We start from the raw sequence: 14,808 nt of genomic DNA, 5'->3' as shown, positions 1-14,808 counted from the left end.
TTACCCTGCGTTACTTTTCTCGCACGGCTGTAGCACCTGTGTCCGACACGCGCCCCTAGACTGAAGCCGAATTCAGTGACGCGCATCCATGCGCAGGGAGCAAAAAATGAAGAAGATGATGCTTGGTGCAGCTATTGGTGTGGCGATGCTGGCGGCTTCGGCGGCGGCTTCGGCGCATGTCGACGTCGCCGTCGGTCTCGGCGTGCCGGGCGTGATCGTGCCCGCTCAACCGGTGTATGCTGCGCCCGCCCCCGTTGCCGTCGGCTATGGTTACGGGGACGACTGGCGCGCGCGTCGCGAATGGCGCGAGCATGAGTGGCGTGAACGCGAATGGCGCCGTCACGAAGAATGGCGTGAGCATGAATGGCACGAGCGTCAACGCGAACGCTGGGGTTACTGATCGTAGTGTCTGATCGCGCGCTGTGTCATTGAACGTGTGATCTTCTGTCGCCTCGCTATGGCCGGCATCAAACCGGCTGTCGCGAGGCGATGTCGTTCCTGCTGCATCACGCGCCTGGCTTCCACGGCCACGCGGGATACAAACCTCCGTTGCTCTCGACGCTGTCACGCTGCGGATCGCTGCCCTCGCCGGCACGCTCGACGTCGGCATCGTTTGCGCGCGTATCGGTTTCATCGGATTGCGGTGCCGTTTCGGCCGCCTGTACGGGTTCTTCCGCGAACGACAGCGCATCGCCGAACCATTCGACCTCGCGCTTCATCGCGTCGACGTACGTACGCCAGCCGGTCCGATCGTCCGAAAACAGATGGTCGCGCACACAAAGCGCGAGGCGCGTGTAGTCAAGCTGCTCTTCAAGCAGCAGCGCGGGCCATTCCGCAAACGATGCACTCGCGCGTTTCGCAAAATCCGCCGCCTTCATCTTCGGCGAGACGGCCGTGAGCCATGCGTGCGCGGCCAGTTCCGGATGGGCGTTCTGCAGATGATGCACAGTGTGATGTTTTGCATCGGCGGCGAGCGCCGTGGAGAGGGTTTGCAACGCGTCGCCGAGATGCAGCAGCAACGCGCGTCGTTCAAAAGCGTCTTTCATCGAAGCATGTCCGTGCGTAAGTCCAGCGCGCCATTTGGGATGGCGCGCGATGTGAAGCGAAAATCGCGGCGCGCTATGAGCGTACGCCGAAAAAGCCCTGCCACAGCGAATCGAACAGACCTGCGGCGCGCGGCTCCTGCGCAGGCTTGTCGTGTTTCGCCGCTGCGGGCTGAGGTTGCGAAGGGGCGTCTTCCTCGACGGGTTCGCGTGACGACTCGGCCGTAGCGACGGGGTCCGCGCGACCGGCATCAGCCTCATCGCCGGATTCACCTGCCTGCGCCGCGCGCCGCGACTGCTGCAAGGCCCACACGCTATCGGCGATGCGCTGCGCCACTTCGGCGTCGCAATCGCGTCCGAGCAGCACGCCGAACAGCACGTCGCGGTTATGGCCTTCGTCGGCATAGCGCATGGCCACGCCGACCATCTGCGTGTACTTCGCCTCGGCCTCGGCCTTGGCCTTGCGCGCCCGCGCCGCCTCGACTTCGCGCTGACGCCTTTCGAGCGCCTCATACTGGCGCATCTCCTGCGCGTAGACGGCGTCGTAGACCTTGCGCTGATTGTCGTCGGAGAGGATCGCGTACGCGTCCTTGATCTCCTGGAAGGCCGCGCGTGCGACCTCTTCCTGTCCGGCGTTACGGTCTGGATGCCACTTCATTGCGGCCTTCCGGTACGCCCGTTTGATCTCTTCCGAGGTGGCGTCTTGAGACACGCCAAGCTTCGCGTAAAGGGTTGCCATGTCGCGTTGGGTCTCGCTTGCAGACGGTTGCAGATAACGGTCGCGTTCATCGTAGCACGGCACTCCTCGCCGCTCGAAACGAGGCTGGTCCGACAAAAAGCGCGGACATGTCCGCACTTTTCGGGCACCGATTTTGCGACTGCGATGGATGCGCGCATACAGCGCACGAGCGAGCGGCCATGACGAAAGACACCATTCAGCACGAACGGCATCCTGACACGACCGATCGTGCCACGCCGCCCGACCACCCAGAAAAAGCCGGTGCGGAATCACCGCATCTCGATGCAAGCGAGAAGGACCAGGCCGCGCAACACACGGCGCCGCACGCGTTGATGCTGCACGAGATCGTGCGCGAAGAAGGCGAAGCGGCGCTCGAGCGCACGGTCGTCGCGCTCGTGTGGTCGTCGCTGGCGGCGGGACTTTCGATGGGATTTTCGTTTCTCACGACAGCCGTTCTCCAGGCGGGCCTGCCCGATACGTCGTGGCGGCACCTCGTGTCGAGTTTCGGCTACACGACGGGTTTCGTGCTCGTCATCATGGGGCGTCAGCAACTCTTTAGCGAAAGCACGCTGACTGTCGTGCTGCCCGTGCTGACGCGGCGCGATCTCGATTGCCTGCTGAAGGCGCTGCGCCTGTGGGTCGTCGTGCTGTTCTGCAATCTGCTCAGTTCGTGGGCTTTTGCCGCGATGCTGCGTTTGCCCGGCGTGTTCGAAGCGGACGTCGTCGATGCGCTCGACGAGACGGCGCGCTCCGCCATCGGCCCCGCCCATACCTTTCCGACTTTCATACGCGCCGTGTTGGGCGGATGGCTGATCGCGCTGATGGTGTGGCTGCTGCCGAGCGCACGCTCCGCGCGCCTGCTGACCGTGGTGCTGATCACGTGGGTAGTCGCGGTGGCGAAACTGTCGCACATCATCGCGGGATCGACGGAAGTCGCGTATGCGGTGCTGGCGGGCGACGCATCGCTCGCCGACTACTTCGGCCGCTTCCTGCTGCCTACGCTCGCGGGCAACGTGGTGGGCGGCATGTCGCTCGTCGCGCTGCTCAATCATGCGGCCATCGCGCCGGAAATCAGCGAGCGGCGCTGACCACGGCTTGCGCCGCACCGTGCCCGTTCATGCGGCACCAGTCTGACTGCGCGTTCCGTCGATGACGATTGCTCATGCGAATGTGCGCTTGCGCACATAGCGTGCACCACGCCGCCGCATCGTCACAATTTGGACATACGTGTCACGCAGTATCGGTCCCCGGAAACAAAACGTAAGCAACCTTGCGTCCGGTCGCCAGACTGCTTTCTTTCGCCCTACGCGCCCGGCGCCGCCTTCATCGCATGGCTCCTTTTCAAGGAACATTCCTGTGCTGCGCTCATCGCTCTTCACCCGCACCATGATCGGTGCCATCGCCTCGCTTGCGGCGCTCGCCGCTGCGCCCGCCGCCCACGCTTCCGTCGATCTGATCGCCATCGGCAAGCTCGACGGCAATCTGCTCGACAAGTCGAAGGAGACGTCGGGCAAGCTCGAAAACGGTGTGCCCGGCAACCTGCTCGGCGGTCTCGGCTCGGGTATCGGCTACGCGGGTTGCCATACGTTCCTCGCCGTACCCGATCGCGGCCCGAACGCGATCTCGTACAACAAGGCGATCGACGACACCTCGTCGTACATCAACCGCTTCCAGACGCTGCGTCTGCACCTGCAGGACGCACCGAAGGGTGCGTCGCTGCCGTTCACGCTGACGCCGAAGCTCGTCAATACCACGCTGCTGCACACGTCCGATCGCCTCGTCTATGGCACGGGCACCGCGTATGGCGTGCCGAACGGCGCGCCGAAGCTCAACCGCGACAACCACACGAACTACTTCACGGGCCGCTCGGACAACTTCGATCCGACGCATCTGTCGACGTATCTGCTCGACGGCCGCCTCGATCCCGAAAGCATCCGCGTCGCGAACGACGGCGACAGCGTGTTCATCTCCGACGAATACGGCCCTTACGTCTATCGCTTCGACCGCAAGAGCGGCCGCCGCATTGCGACGTACAAGCTGCCCGACACCTTCGCCGTGTCGACGCTCTCGCCCGTCGGCAACGACGAGATCAGCATCAACACGTCGGGCCGCGTCGCGAACAAGGGCATGGAAGGTCTCGCGATCTCGCCCGACGGCACCACGCTGTTCGGCGCGATGCAAAGCCCGCTGATCCAGGACGGCGGCACGGACGGCCCGTACACGCGCATCGTGAAGATCGACATCCGCACGGGCCGCACGACGCAGTACGCGTATCAGCTGACGAACATCGGCACAGCGTCCAAGCCGAAGTACCCGACCATCAGCGACGTGCTCGCGATCAACGATCACGAACTGCTCGTCGACGAGCGCGACGGCAAGGGTCTCGGCGACAACTCGACGGCGGTGTTCAAGCAGCTCAACCGCATCGACCTGACGGGCGCGCAGGACGTGAGCCAGGCAAGCGGCGCAAGCGGCCTCGCGCCGTTTGCGGTGAAGAAGACGCTGTTCCTCGATATCGTCGCGGCGCTGACGGCCCATGGCTACAACGCGAACGACATTCCCGCGAAGATCGAAGGCATCGCGTTCGGTCCGGACGTGACGGTACGCGGCGTGAAGAAGCACACGCTCTACGTCGCGAACGACAACGACTTCATCGCGACCGTCACCGACACGAATCATCCGTCGGGTATCGCGAATCCGAACCAGTTCTTCGTGTTCGCGATCGACACGTCCGATCTGCCCGATTATGTCGCGCAGCGTCTGCCCGGCGTGTCGAAGGACGGCCGCGATCACGACAACGCGTGTGGCCGCGATGACGACGATCACGATCATGACCATGATGGCCACGGTCACTGACATCGTGCATTGAGTTCCTGCGTCCCTGACGGACCGTGATGGGACGATGTAACGGGCCGGCCGCGGTAATCTGCGGACCGGCTCTTTTTTCGCTGATTCGTTGATAAGCCCGGTGGCGGGTTCGACCCGCGCAGCGCCTGCACGCGACGCTTCGCGCGTATAGAATCGACGCATGAAGAAGCCTGTGTCCCCCGCTGTGCGCCGAAATACGCCACCGACGGGCATCATCGAGCCCGAGTTGCCGCTGCACGCGCCGAGCATGGCATCCGTCGCGCTGGCCATGTCGATCGCGCTGATTTCGTGGCTCGCGTTCGCCGCGCAGACGGACATCACCGTGCATCGCATGCTGTCGCGCGGCTTCGGCGTGATCGACGGCATCGAGCGGCTCACCAGCTATCTGACCAATCTGACCATCTTCACCTGCGCGCTGTGCTTCACCTGCGTCGCCTGCTTCACGCATCGCAGCCCGTCGCTGGTGCGCTTTTTCCGGCAACCCACGGTCGTGACGGCCGTGACCTGCTATATCGTGTTCGTGGGCGTTGCGTACAACCTGCTGCTGCGCCATCTGTGGACGCCGTCGGGCTGGCGCATGCTGCTCAACGAAAGCCTGCACACCGTCGTGCCGATGCTCGCCGCGCTCTACTGGCTGCTGTTCGTGCCGCGCTTTCATCTGACGCTTCGCCATCTGCTCGGGTGGCTCGTGTTCCCGCTCGGCTATCTCGCGCTGACCCTGTTGCGCGGCGCGCAGTCGGACTTCTACCCTTATCCGTTCATCAACGTCAGCGAGCTTGGCTACGTACGCGCGCTGCTCAACGCGAGCCTGCTCGTGCTCGCATTCGTGCTGCTGATGGCCGTGTTCGCCGCGATCAATCAGCGGCGGCCGATGCCATCCTTCACATCTGCCTCACCGCCTCGCCCACCAGAGACCGATCATGACAACAACCCGGCGTGAGTTCATCGTCGCGGGCGTCGGCTCCGCGGTCGGCCTGTGCGCAGCGCTCGCCGCGAGCCGCGACGCGCGCGCCGACGACAAACTGAGCGAGAGCGATCCCGCTGCACAAGCGGTCGGCTATGTGATCGCCGCAGCGAAAGTCGACAAGGCGCGCTTTCCAGCCTACCAGGCCGGGCAGACCTGCGCCAACTGCTCGCTGTTCCAAGGCAATCCGACGGATGCATGGGGCGGCTGCACGCTGTTCGGGACGAAGCAGGTGGCGGGCGCCGGCTGGTGCAGTTCTTACACGAACATGTAATGCGCCTTGCGCTGATGATGTTCGGTTAGTATTCGCTGGTATCTGCATGCGGCAGTGTCGTCGATGGCGTTGAGCCCTCGCGACGCAATAACAATCGCCCGAGAGATGCCAACGTCCGTCACGTCCAGCCGGCTGCCGCTTCCTGAACCACGCACCCTTTCCCGGCGGCGCTTTATGGCGCTCGTTGCCGCCTGCCGTCTGCTCGCCCTCGCCTGTCTGCTCGCCGTTGCGCCGCCATCCCGCGCGCAAGGCTCCGTCACGCTCTATGGGCTGATCGACACCAGCATCGAAGTGACCAATCCCGGCAGCGGCTATGTTGCGCGCATGGATCCGGGCGCATATCGCGGCACGCGCTTCGGCCTGCACGGCAGCGAGCCGCTCGGCGATGGCAACAGCCTCGTCTTCACGCTGGAGAACGGCTTCGATTCGGCCGGCGGCGCGTTCTCGGTGCCGGGCAGCATCTTCAACCGGCAGGCATGGATCGGCGCGCACGGCGCGTGGGGCGAGTTGCGCGCCGGCCGGCAGTATTCGCCCATCTACATTCCGTTCAAGGGGCAGCTCGACGCCTTCGGCGCGGGCACGATCGCATCCGGGCTGAACAATCTGTCGAAGATCACGCCCTATACCGACAATGCGTTCGCCTATCTGTCGCCGACCATCGGCGGCTTCAGCGCGACGGGCATGGTTGCGCTGCGTGATCCCGGCGACGACGGCAACGGCATTGGCGGCTACTACGTAACGGCTGAATGGGCGCTTGGCGGCATGAAGCTGCTCTACGCGCACCAGCAGACCCATGGCGACGGCGCCTTGCGCGCAAACTTCGCGGGCGCATGGTACCAATGGGGCGCGCTCACGGGCTTCGTCGCGTATTTCAACGGCGACGGCGGGACGCCCCGCTATCACGACGACGGCCTCTCGGTGTCCGCTCTATGGCAGATCACGCCGCAGGCGAGTGCATCCGTCGGCTACGCGCATGCGCGCGACCGCAGCGGCGGCGACAACGACGCCGACCAGTTCAGCATCGCCTTCGACTATCAGGTATCAAAGGCGCTGTTGCTGTATTTCAGCACCGCTGACCTCGAAAACCACGGACAGGCCACGTTCACGCTGCGCGGCGTGAACGTGACGGGCATCCCCGTCGCGTATCCGGGCGCGCCCGTTCGTGGCGTACAGATAGGGATGATCGAGCGGTTCTAGCACGATGCACTATCGTGCGCGTCGAACTATCGTGCAGGCGGTGGTTCCCGACGCACGCGTCGTGATACGCGGATGGATGGCACATGCATTGCGGACTTCGTCGGTGTATCGAACTGCATGCGAGAGATCCTCACGATGAACCAGACCGCGTTTCCAGTGTTGTCCATTTCACCGACCCTCATCGGCAATCGCCTGCATACGCCGATGCCACCTGAAGTTGAACCGGATCCAGCGCCGCCGCCCGACGACGATCCCGCCCCGGACCCGCACTCACCGCCCATTCCCGGACGTGAACCGGACCGCGCACCGCCCAGCCAGGAACCGCCCGCAGGCGATCCGCCCGAGCGCGCGCCGCCTATGCATGCGTGCGCCGCCACGCGCGGCTCGCACGAACGGCATTCGAAGGCCCGCGCACGTCAAAGCTGAGAATCGAGCAGCGCCACCGCGCGATCGACGAGTTTCCTGGTCCACGGCCGCCTGTTCCAGTCATCGAGCGTCACGCGTTTGGACTTCGCCAGATCGTCGGCGAAGATCTGCGTCTGAAGCCGCGCGAATTTCGCGTCATAGATGTTGAGGTTGGCTTCGTCGTTCAGCTTGAAGGAGCGCGAATCGAAATTGGTCGAGCCGACCGACACCAGATATTCGTCGACGACCAGCAGCTTGACGTGGAACATCGTCGGTTGGTACTCGAACATCTGCACGCCCGCTTCGAGCAGCGGCCCCCAGCATGCGCGCGACGCCTCACGCACGGTATGCGTGTCGATGTGCTTGCCGGGCGTGAGTATCCGCACGTCGACGCCCCGCTTCGCCGCTTCGACGATCGCGTTGATGGTCAGCTTGTCGGGCACGAAATAGGCGCTCGCCAGATGGATGGAATGCGTCGCCGCCGTCATGGCCATCAGGTACATCAACTGCATGTCGTCGCTGCCGCCCGATGGTGAACTGCTGAACATGTGCGCGAGGCCATCGCCCACTTCATCCGCTTCAGGAAAATAGTCGGGCCCATGCAATACATTGCCCGTCGCCTGATCCAGTTGTCCATGAAGACGGCCTGCATATGGCCGACCACCGGGCCCATCACGCGAAAGTGCGAATCGCGCCAGTGCATGTCGTCCTGTGCATGTCCCGTCCATTCCTGCGCGATACCGACGCCGCCCGTGAAGCCGATGCGTCCGTCGATCACCAGCAGCTTGCGGTGCGTGCGGTCGTTCATGCGGCCAAGCCCGGTCCAGTGCGGCTTGTGGTACTGGATCACTTCAGCACCTGCATCTTTGAGCATCTGCAGATAGTGCCGATCCATCTTCTGCGATCCAACCCAGTCGAGCAGCACATGCACCGCAACGCCTGCGCGCGCCTTCTCTGACAACGCGCTCGCGATCTGCTCGCCGATCGCGCCGGACCAGTAGATGAACGTTTCGAACGTGATGGTTTTCTGCGCGCTCGCAATGCCTTCGAGCATCGACGGGAAAATCTCGTCGCCGTTGAGGAGCACCTCGAAGCGGTTGCCCGATATGACGGGCGGGCCCAGCAGCAGACCCATCGAGCGGATGAACTGGGGATCGTCGCTGCCGTACCGGCGCTCGATCCTATGCTCGATCTTCTTTTCGCCCGTCGACAGATTGGCGATCGCGAGCACGACGACGAGCGTGACGACGGCCGTGAGCAGGACGGTCAGCATGCGCCGCGTTCAGCCGTTGAGACGGCGTCGAAGCGCACCGCGCCGCGTGGCCGCGAAGGCGCGCGTCCGGACGGTGGCTTTACCAGTCGGGATTGTTGACTTCCTGACGATAGCCATAGGCGTTGTTGACGAGCCGATGCGGGCGCCCGCCTGCCTGCATCACCTCGCGCCAGCCGCTCAGCGTCGCGAGCGAATCCGTGTGTAGCACGGCGTATGGCTTGCCCGCGATGTCGCCGCCTGCGGCCGTGCCGGGAATGAACTCGATTGCAGTGTCGTCGACGGCGATCAGCATGCGCATGTCCGTTTGCAGGATCTGCATTTCATAGCGGGTGGCGAGCGTCATGGCGCGGCTCCTGAATGCATCGGAATTGTTCTACACCGTGCAGTCCGGATGATGAGGGTCGACGGGCTGCGACGACGGTTTTCGATGGAACGGGCCCGCGTGTCGTGGCGACGAACGAGGCCCAACCGCTCAATTGAAAGCAAGCGGCATTCCAGATGCATGTTCGAGACGGGAAGCGGCTCAGGCCGGATGACCGGCCGGCGCGTTGAAAAAAAGACGGACGGAGGGAGTGAAAATTACGCGACGCTGCTCGCTGGCCTGCGCCGAGAGACGCGCCAGCTTCGTATGCCGTTCGGCGTCGAGGAGTCAGTCGATGGGCAGCTGGTCGCAGGCGTTGGTCGCCGTCGACGCGCAGACGAACGAGTAGTCGCCGCTCCAGCGCACGGCAGCGGCGCTCGCGTGCACGGCGTCCTGGAAACCGGGCGACGTTTCCCAGGCGATATAGCCGGAACACAGCACGGCGGACATCACAACCAGCGAAAAGGCAATTCTTTCAAAGATCTGAAAACGGGGCGACATGGCAATCTCTTCCTTTAAGCCGGCATTTTATCTCAATGCTAGGGTTTGTACCTAGGCCGAATTGCGGCTTTGCAACATGCCAGTGCGGAAATGCACGCTCGCGTGCGTGCCCGGCTGGCTCGGAAAAGAGGCGATCTGGCGATAAACCAGTGCGTACCGTGCGCCGATTGGCGCAGCAGGGAATGGTCAGGCGCGGCCGCCCGATGTCCGTCAAACGGCGCCTGCCGAACAGGTATCAATCAGGCGTATGGCGTCTCCGACTGACGCACGCGGCCAGGCTGCGCTCGGGGCGCGTCGGCCGTCTTGCAGCCCGCTTCTTGCAGCGCGGTCCGCGCACGATCGCGCATGTCATCGGCGGCGAGTTGGGCGTCCGCGCCGCTGACCCAGGCGGCAACACGCACCGCCGCGCCGCCACCGCGCTGGTAATCCGCTGCCGTCACGACAGGCGCAAGCGTCGCACCGCCCAGCACGCGCGGATCGCTGGTAATCATCTTCTTTTCAGCGCCTCGATCGCGCAGGCGACGTCCTTGCGCTGCGCGATGTCCACTTTCACCTCGACGCGCTGCGTGCCGCCGCTGCTGTAGTTGATCGCGGGATTGCTCCAGATCTGGCTGTTCGGCACGAAAACAGCATTGCCGTCACTGCGCTCGATGCGCGTCGTGAAAAGCCCCACTTCGCGGACGATGCCCGCCGTCGCGCCCGTGCCTTCGATCACGTCGCCAGCGCGAAACGGCCGCAGCATCAGCAACATAATGCCGGCTGCAATATTCTGCAGCGTCCCTTGCAGCGCAAGGCCGATTGCGAGACCGGCCGCGCCCAGCACGGCCAGCACACTCGCCGTTGCGACGCCGACTTCGCTGAGCGCCGCGAACAGCACGAGCACGCGCACGGTCCATGTGCCGATCGCGTTGATCATCGGCGCGAGCGTCGGGTCCGCGTGCGTGCGTGAGATCGCCTTCGACAGCAGCGCGCCAAGCCGGTTGGAGAGCCACCAGCCGGCAACGAGGATCAGAATCGCCGCGCCCGCATGCATCAGGTCATGCGTGAGCGTCACAAGCAGCGACGGTTGGAGGTGAAACATACGGGCGAGCAGATCATCCATGGTTCGAGGGTTCTATAGGTCATGTGAAAAGGTGCAGCGCAATGTCGCCGTAATGCCACGTAACGGGTCATGCCGGACACCTTCGGGTGCGACGCGGCAAGCGCGGCTGACTTGCTCTACACTGGCGGCCCGAACGATGTCTCGACGGAACGCGCGGTTCCGTTGAGCTATTTCCGCCCATGCGCGTGCAAATGCGGTGCCTGAGTGCAGGCGCGCATGCACGACGGAAATCGTGTCCGTTATATGGGACGACGATCCATCTATCGATGAAAACACCACCCGCCGACACCAGCAAACAGGTCAGCCCGACCACCGCCCCCACCGCCCCTGACGCATTCGACAAGCTAGTCGAAGACGCCGACCGTGAACCCGAAATCAGCCTGCCCCGACAGACGCCGTTCCAGCGTTTCTGGTGTACGCGCGTGCTGTCTTCGCTGTCGTTCCAGATGCTCGCCGTCGCGATGGGCTGGCACATCTACGCCCTCACGCACAGCGCATTCGCTCTTGGCCTCGTCGGCCTCGCGCAGTTTCTGCCGATGTTCGTGCTGACGCTCGTCGTCGGCCAGGTCGCGGACCGCTACGACCGGCGGCGCATCGCGTCGATCTGCCAGGGGCTCGAATGCGTGGCCGCGGCCCTGTTCGCGTGGGGCACGTTCGGCGGCTGGATCAGCGCGGCCGTGATCTACGTGCTCGCCGCCTGTGTCGGCGCGGCGCGCGCATTCGAGTCGCCCGCTGTCGCTTCGCTGCTGCCCGGTGTCGTGCCGCGCGCGCAACTCTCACAGGCGACGGCGTGGGCCACCTCCGCGAACCAGGCCGCGCAGATCGGCGGGCCGGCGCTCGGCGGCCTGCTCTACGGCATCGGGCCGGGCGCGGCGTATCTCGCGTGCACGCTGTCGTTCGCGCTGGCGTCGGCTGCCGTCAGCACGATCCCGTTGCGCACGAAGCCCGTCCCGCGCGCGCCCGTGACGCTCGAATCGGTGTTCTCGGGCGTGCGTTTCATCCGCAACCAGCCGGTGATTCTCGGCGCGCTGTCGCTCGATCTGTTCGCGGTGCTGTTCGGCGGCGCGACCGCGTTGCTGCCGATCTTCGCGCGCGACGTGCTGCATGCCGGGCCGCTCGGCCTCGGCCTGCTGCGCTCCGCGTCGGCTGTCGGCGCGCTCGGCGGCACGATCTGGCTTGCGCATTTCCCGTTGCGCAAGCGGCCCGGCGCGGCGATGTTCGGCGGCGTGATCGCGTTCGGCATCGCGACGCTCGTGTTCGGACTGTCGCATTCGTTCATCGTGTCGCTGCTCGCGCTGATGGCGCTGGGCGCATCGGATGTGATCAGCGTGGTCGTGCGGCTGTCGCTCGTGCAGTTGCGCACACCGGACGACATGCTCGGTCGCGTCAGCGCCGTCAATTCGCTGTTCATTGGCACGTCGAATCAGCTCGGCGAGTTCGAGTCGGGGGTGACGGCCGGCTGGTGGGGCGCGCAAACGGCCGTGCTCGTCGGCGGATGCGCGACGATCGCGATCGCGCTGCTGTGGATGAAGCTGTTTCCGGAATTGCGCCGCACGCGCTCGCTGGAGCGCGAAGAGCATCACGAAGTGACGGCCTGACGTCGTGCTTCTCCTGTGATCGACGCGCCGCCAGGCGTTTCCGGCGCACGAGAGCGATCAGGCGCGTTCATTGCACAGTGCTGGGCAGATCGGCTGCCAACCCACGCTCCGCAGCCATCCATGCCAAGGAGACGCACATGCACCCGAGCCGACGCGCCTGTCGCATCCATCCGATCCACGGAATCCTCACCGTCACCGCGCTCGCAGCCGCGACACTGATGCCGCTATCGGCGCGCGCCGACGACGCGCCCAGCCCCTGCACGGCACTCAAGCGCATCGTCGCGGCCGCACCCACGGGCTTTACCCAACTGACGCCGGAGGACGGCAAAGGCGTCGCGCAGCCCTACGGCGCCGACGCGCAATGCGGTGCGGCCAAAGGCAGCTACGAATGCTCATGGACGCCGAGTGGCGGCGCAGGGTCGAGTACGACTGCCTTGCAGGCCGTCGCGGCGGATATCGCCTCGTGCCTGCCCGACGCCACGCATGACGTGAATTCGCCTGCGCGTCAGCACTTCTATATCGGTCCGCGTGAAACGCGCACGCAGATCACTGCGATGTCCGCCGGCGCGAACAAGGTGAAGCTGGTGGTCTCGGGTAAATAGCGCGGACGGCGATGAGCGACTCGCGCCGCAACGCTATCCGACCCGATACCAGATGCGGATACCCGAATACCAGTGGCTCACGCTCGTATCGTCGCCCGAACCGAACGTCGACAGGCTTTCGACGTTGATCACATCGACGTTGTGCTCCGCAAGCCACGCGTTCGCACGATCGACGAGCGAAGCGGCATTCTCGTACACATGTCCACGGATCATGTGGCGTTGCAAGACCTGGCGTTCGAAATCCTGAAACGCGATTTTGCTCATAGCTTGTCTCCGTCAGGCTGTTTTTAGTGGTTGGCGCCTGCCGATGAGTCTATCAATCGTGGGACGGGAGCGGCAATTGCTCGATCATCGACAGGCATTGTCAGGAGGGAGCGTCTCATGAGCAGCGAAAAGCAGCAAAAGGCAGCCACAACCAGCCCGGGCGGCGACATCGAACACCCGAAGCACCCGGTTCATAGCGACAACGAAAACAGCAAGATGCCCGAGCGTGGCGACGATAACCGCAAGCGCTCGCCCGCAGATCGCCCCGGCAAGAATTCCGGCGAGGGCGAAACGCCGGTTGGCTAGAAGGCATTTGATACCGGCAAATTCCGGCTGATATAAATCGCGCGCAAGCGCGGTCATTTGTGGCAAGAAATACGGCGGCCTGCACATTTTGCAGGGCCGCCGCATTTTTTTCGGCGCGGCATGCGCATTCTGTGCCGTGCGACTCGACGGGCCCCGCATTTTTTACTGAATTATTTCTGGTTATTTTTTCGCTCCCTTCATCTACCTTTCCGTTTGCAGCGAAAGATTTCGTAATGTGAAGCGTTCGCTGCCATCCGTTTAATGGAGCGAGCGGAAAACAATGACGACATCCTGCAAGGTTTCCATTTGCGTCCCGACGTGCAATCGGCCTGAGCTGATCGTCGAATGTCTGGACTCGTGTCTGGCTCAGACACATACGAACATCGAAATCCTGATCGGCGACGATTCGAGCGACAGCCGTACGCAAGCGCTGATCGAAGCGCGCTACGCGCACGACGCGCGCATTCGCTATGTGAAGAACGAGCCCTCGCTCGGCCAGGCGCGCAACGTCGCGAGTCTGTTCGCGCGCGCGAGCGGCGAGAAGATTGCATTGATTCACGACGACGACTACTTCGCCAACGACGGCATCGCGAGTCTGCTGGAACTGTGGCAGCAGCATCCGCAACTCGAAGTCGCGTTCGCGGACCAGTATGAAGTGGATGCCCAAGGCAACGTCGACACGTCGGAAAGCGAGGCGCTGAATGCCGACTTTCATCGCACGGCACTCGCGCAAGGCTTGCAAAAACAGCCGGGACGCACGGGTCTCGTGCAGATGTTCCCGAACAACGGCTGGATGGCGAACGCGGATCTCGTCAAGCGCATCAGCTATCGGGACGACGTGGGCATGTGCTGCGACTACGTGTTCGGCTCGGAACTGTGCCTTGCCGCTTCACAGGTGTATTACCTGCATCGCTACGTGTCGTACTACCGCAAAACGGATGTGTCGATTTCGCACAGCACGCGCGGCTCGACCTTCGCCGCTTCGCTGACGGCCTTCGAGTTCGTGACGGCACTCAAGCTCGACGCGTCGCTCGAACCGGCTCGGCGGCTCGCGCTGCGACGGCTCGCGCCCATCGTCGTGTCGCTGTACGCGAAGAACGATGCGCCGCTTGCGGCGCTACGCGTGGCGTTCGAGCATCCGTATGCGTATGCATATGGTTTCGACGCGCGGTTCTACTATCACCTGTCGCTGATTGCGCGCGCGTTCATCACCATGAAGTGGCGCGGGCTGCCGCCACCTTCGGCGCCGCGCTTCCCCTGAGTATCTTTCGCGCGCATCGCGCAGCAGTCAAACGGCGCATAAAAAAAGCG

Annotated in this window: 18 protein-coding genes and 1 pseudogene; 11 read left to right on the top strand and 8 right to left on the bottom strand. The window is 63.9% G+C overall.

Going from position 1 to position 14,808, the window contains the following annotated elements:
- Nucleotides 1-106: 106 nt before the first annotated feature.
- Nucleotides 107-400, top strand: a complete 294-nt coding sequence (locus H1204_RS08250) for a hypothetical protein (protein WP_180730719.1) — start codon at nt 107-109, stop codon at nt 398-400.
- A 106-nt stretch (nt 401-506) separates the two neighbouring features.
- On the opposite strand, the gene H1204_RS08245 is transcribed toward H1204_RS08250, so the two are convergent.
- Together H1204_RS08245 and H1204_RS08240 are read right to left on the bottom strand one after the other, a co-directional pair.
- Entirely contained in the window at nt 507-1,046 is a 540-nt protein-coding gene (locus H1204_RS08245; protein ID WP_180730718.1) for a hypothetical protein, read from the bottom strand.
- Between the two features lie 73 nt (nt 1,047-1,119).
- Nucleotides 1,120-1,782 (bottom strand): J domain-containing protein, encoded by a 663-nt coding sequence (locus tag H1204_RS08240; protein WP_180730717.1) that lies wholly within the window; start codon nt 1,780-1,782, stop codon nt 1,120-1,122.
- Nucleotides 1,783-1,961: 179 nt separating this feature from the next.
- Here H1204_RS08240 and H1204_RS08235 point away from each other — a divergent pair, with 179 nt between their 5' ends.
- The 6 genes from H1204_RS08235 (at nt 1,962) to H1204_RS08210 (ending at nt 7,511) form a co-directional block, all read left to right on the top strand.
- On the top strand, nt 1,962-2,870 hold the full coding sequence (locus H1204_RS08235) for a formate/nitrite transporter family protein (protein WP_180730716.1): 909 nt from the start codon (nt 1,962-1,964) through the stop codon (nt 2,868-2,870).
- A 298-nt stretch (nt 2,871-3,168) separates the two neighbouring features.
- Complete coding sequence (locus tag H1204_RS08230) at nt 3,169-4,638, top strand: esterase-like activity of phytase family protein (RefSeq protein ID WP_180730906.1); 1,470 nt, start codon at nt 3,169-3,171, stop codon at nt 4,636-4,638.
- A gap of 172 nt (nt 4,639-4,810) precedes the next feature.
- The gene (locus H1204_RS08225) at nt 4,811-5,590 is read left to right on the top strand and encodes a Pr6Pr family membrane protein (protein ID WP_180730715.1); all 780 of its coding nucleotides are present in this window, start codon (nt 4,811-4,813) and stop codon (nt 5,588-5,590) included.
- A complete protein-coding gene (locus H1204_RS08220) occupies nt 5,571-5,888 on the top strand; it encodes a high-potential iron-sulfur protein (RefSeq protein WP_180730714.1) in 318 nt (105 codons plus the stop codon). The genes H1204_RS08225 and H1204_RS08220 overlap by 20 nt, the downstream gene beginning before the upstream one ends.
- A 174-nt stretch (nt 5,889-6,062) precedes the next feature.
- Nucleotides 6,063-7,085, top strand: a complete 1,023-nt coding sequence (locus H1204_RS08215; protein ID WP_243468581.1) for a porin — start codon at nt 6,063-6,065, stop codon at nt 7,083-7,085.
- 117 nt (nt 7,086-7,202) lie between these two features.
- Nucleotides 7,203-7,511, top strand: coding sequence for a hypothetical protein (locus H1204_RS08210; RefSeq protein WP_243468580.1), 309 nt, complete (start codon nt 7,203-7,205; stop codon nt 7,509-7,511).
- Here H1204_RS08210 and cls read toward each other — a convergent pair.
- The 5 genes and pseudogenes from cls to H1204_RS08190 form a co-directional block, all read right to left on the bottom strand.
- Nucleotides 7,502-8,763, bottom strand: a pseudogene (gene cls, locus H1204_RS08205) (cardiolipin synthase). The gene H1204_RS08210 and the pseudogene cls sit on opposite strands and share 10 nt — an antisense overlap.
- A gap of 79 nt (nt 8,764-8,842) precedes the next feature.
- Entirely contained in the window at nt 8,843-9,106 is a 264-nt protein-coding gene (locus tag H1204_RS08200) for a hypothetical protein (protein WP_180730712.1), read from the bottom strand.
- Between the two features lie 306 nt (nt 9,107-9,412).
- Nucleotides 9,413-9,625 carry a hypothetical protein gene (locus tag H1204_RS08195; RefSeq protein WP_180730711.1) on the bottom strand — a complete coding sequence of 71 codons (213 nt, stop codon included), beginning with the start codon at nt 9,623-9,625 and terminating at the stop codon, nt 9,413-9,415.
- A gap of 239 nt (nt 9,626-9,864) precedes the next feature.
- Complete coding sequence (locus H1204_RS51190) at nt 9,865-10,116, bottom strand: hypothetical protein (protein ID WP_243468579.1); 252 nt, start codon at nt 10,114-10,116, stop codon at nt 9,865-9,867.
- Nucleotides 10,113-10,727, bottom strand: a complete 615-nt coding sequence (locus H1204_RS08190) for a mechanosensitive ion channel domain-containing protein (protein ID WP_243468578.1) — start codon at nt 10,725-10,727, stop codon at nt 10,113-10,115. Before H1204_RS08190 ends, H1204_RS51190 begins: the two co-directional genes overlap by 4 nt.
- Before the next feature lie 266 nt (nt 10,728-10,993).
- Between H1204_RS08190 and H1204_RS08185 the strand changes: the two genes are divergently transcribed.
- Together H1204_RS08185 and H1204_RS08180 are read left to right on the top strand one after the other, a co-directional pair.
- Nucleotides 10,994-12,325, top strand: a complete 1,332-nt coding sequence (locus H1204_RS08185; RefSeq protein WP_243468577.1) for an MFS transporter — start codon at nt 10,994-10,996, stop codon at nt 12,323-12,325.
- A gap of 137 nt (nt 12,326-12,462) precedes the next feature.
- Nucleotides 12,463-12,927, top strand: a complete 465-nt coding sequence (locus H1204_RS08180; protein WP_180730710.1) for a hypothetical protein — start codon at nt 12,463-12,465, stop codon at nt 12,925-12,927.
- 33 nt (nt 12,928-12,960) lie between these two features.
- Here H1204_RS08180 and H1204_RS08175 read toward each other — a convergent pair whose 3' ends face one another.
- Nucleotides 12,961-13,191 (bottom strand): hypothetical protein, encoded by a 231-nt coding sequence (locus H1204_RS08175; RefSeq protein WP_180730709.1) that lies wholly within the window; start codon nt 13,189-13,191, stop codon nt 12,961-12,963.
- Nucleotides 13,192-13,308: 117 nt separating this feature from the next.
- Between H1204_RS08175 and H1204_RS08170 the strand changes: the two genes are divergently transcribed.
- On the top strand, nt 13,309-13,497 hold the full coding sequence (locus H1204_RS08170; RefSeq protein WP_180730708.1) for a hypothetical protein: 189 nt from the start codon (nt 13,309-13,311) through the stop codon (nt 13,495-13,497).
- Nucleotides 13,498-13,777: 280 nt separating this feature from the next.
- Nucleotides 13,778-14,758 (top strand): glycosyltransferase family 2 protein, encoded by a 981-nt coding sequence (locus H1204_RS08165; RefSeq protein ID WP_180730707.1) that lies wholly within the window; start codon nt 13,778-13,780, stop codon nt 14,756-14,758.
- Nucleotides 14,759-14,808 lie beyond the last annotated feature (50 nt).

Origin of the sequence: Paraburkholderia sp. PGU19 (assembly GCF_013426915.1) — a bacterium.
Classification (GTDB): Bacteria; Pseudomonadota; Gammaproteobacteria; order Burkholderiales; family Burkholderiaceae; genus Paraburkholderia.
Note: the sequence above shows the minus strand (reverse complement) of the source record. Positions and strands in the feature narration are given on the sequence as shown.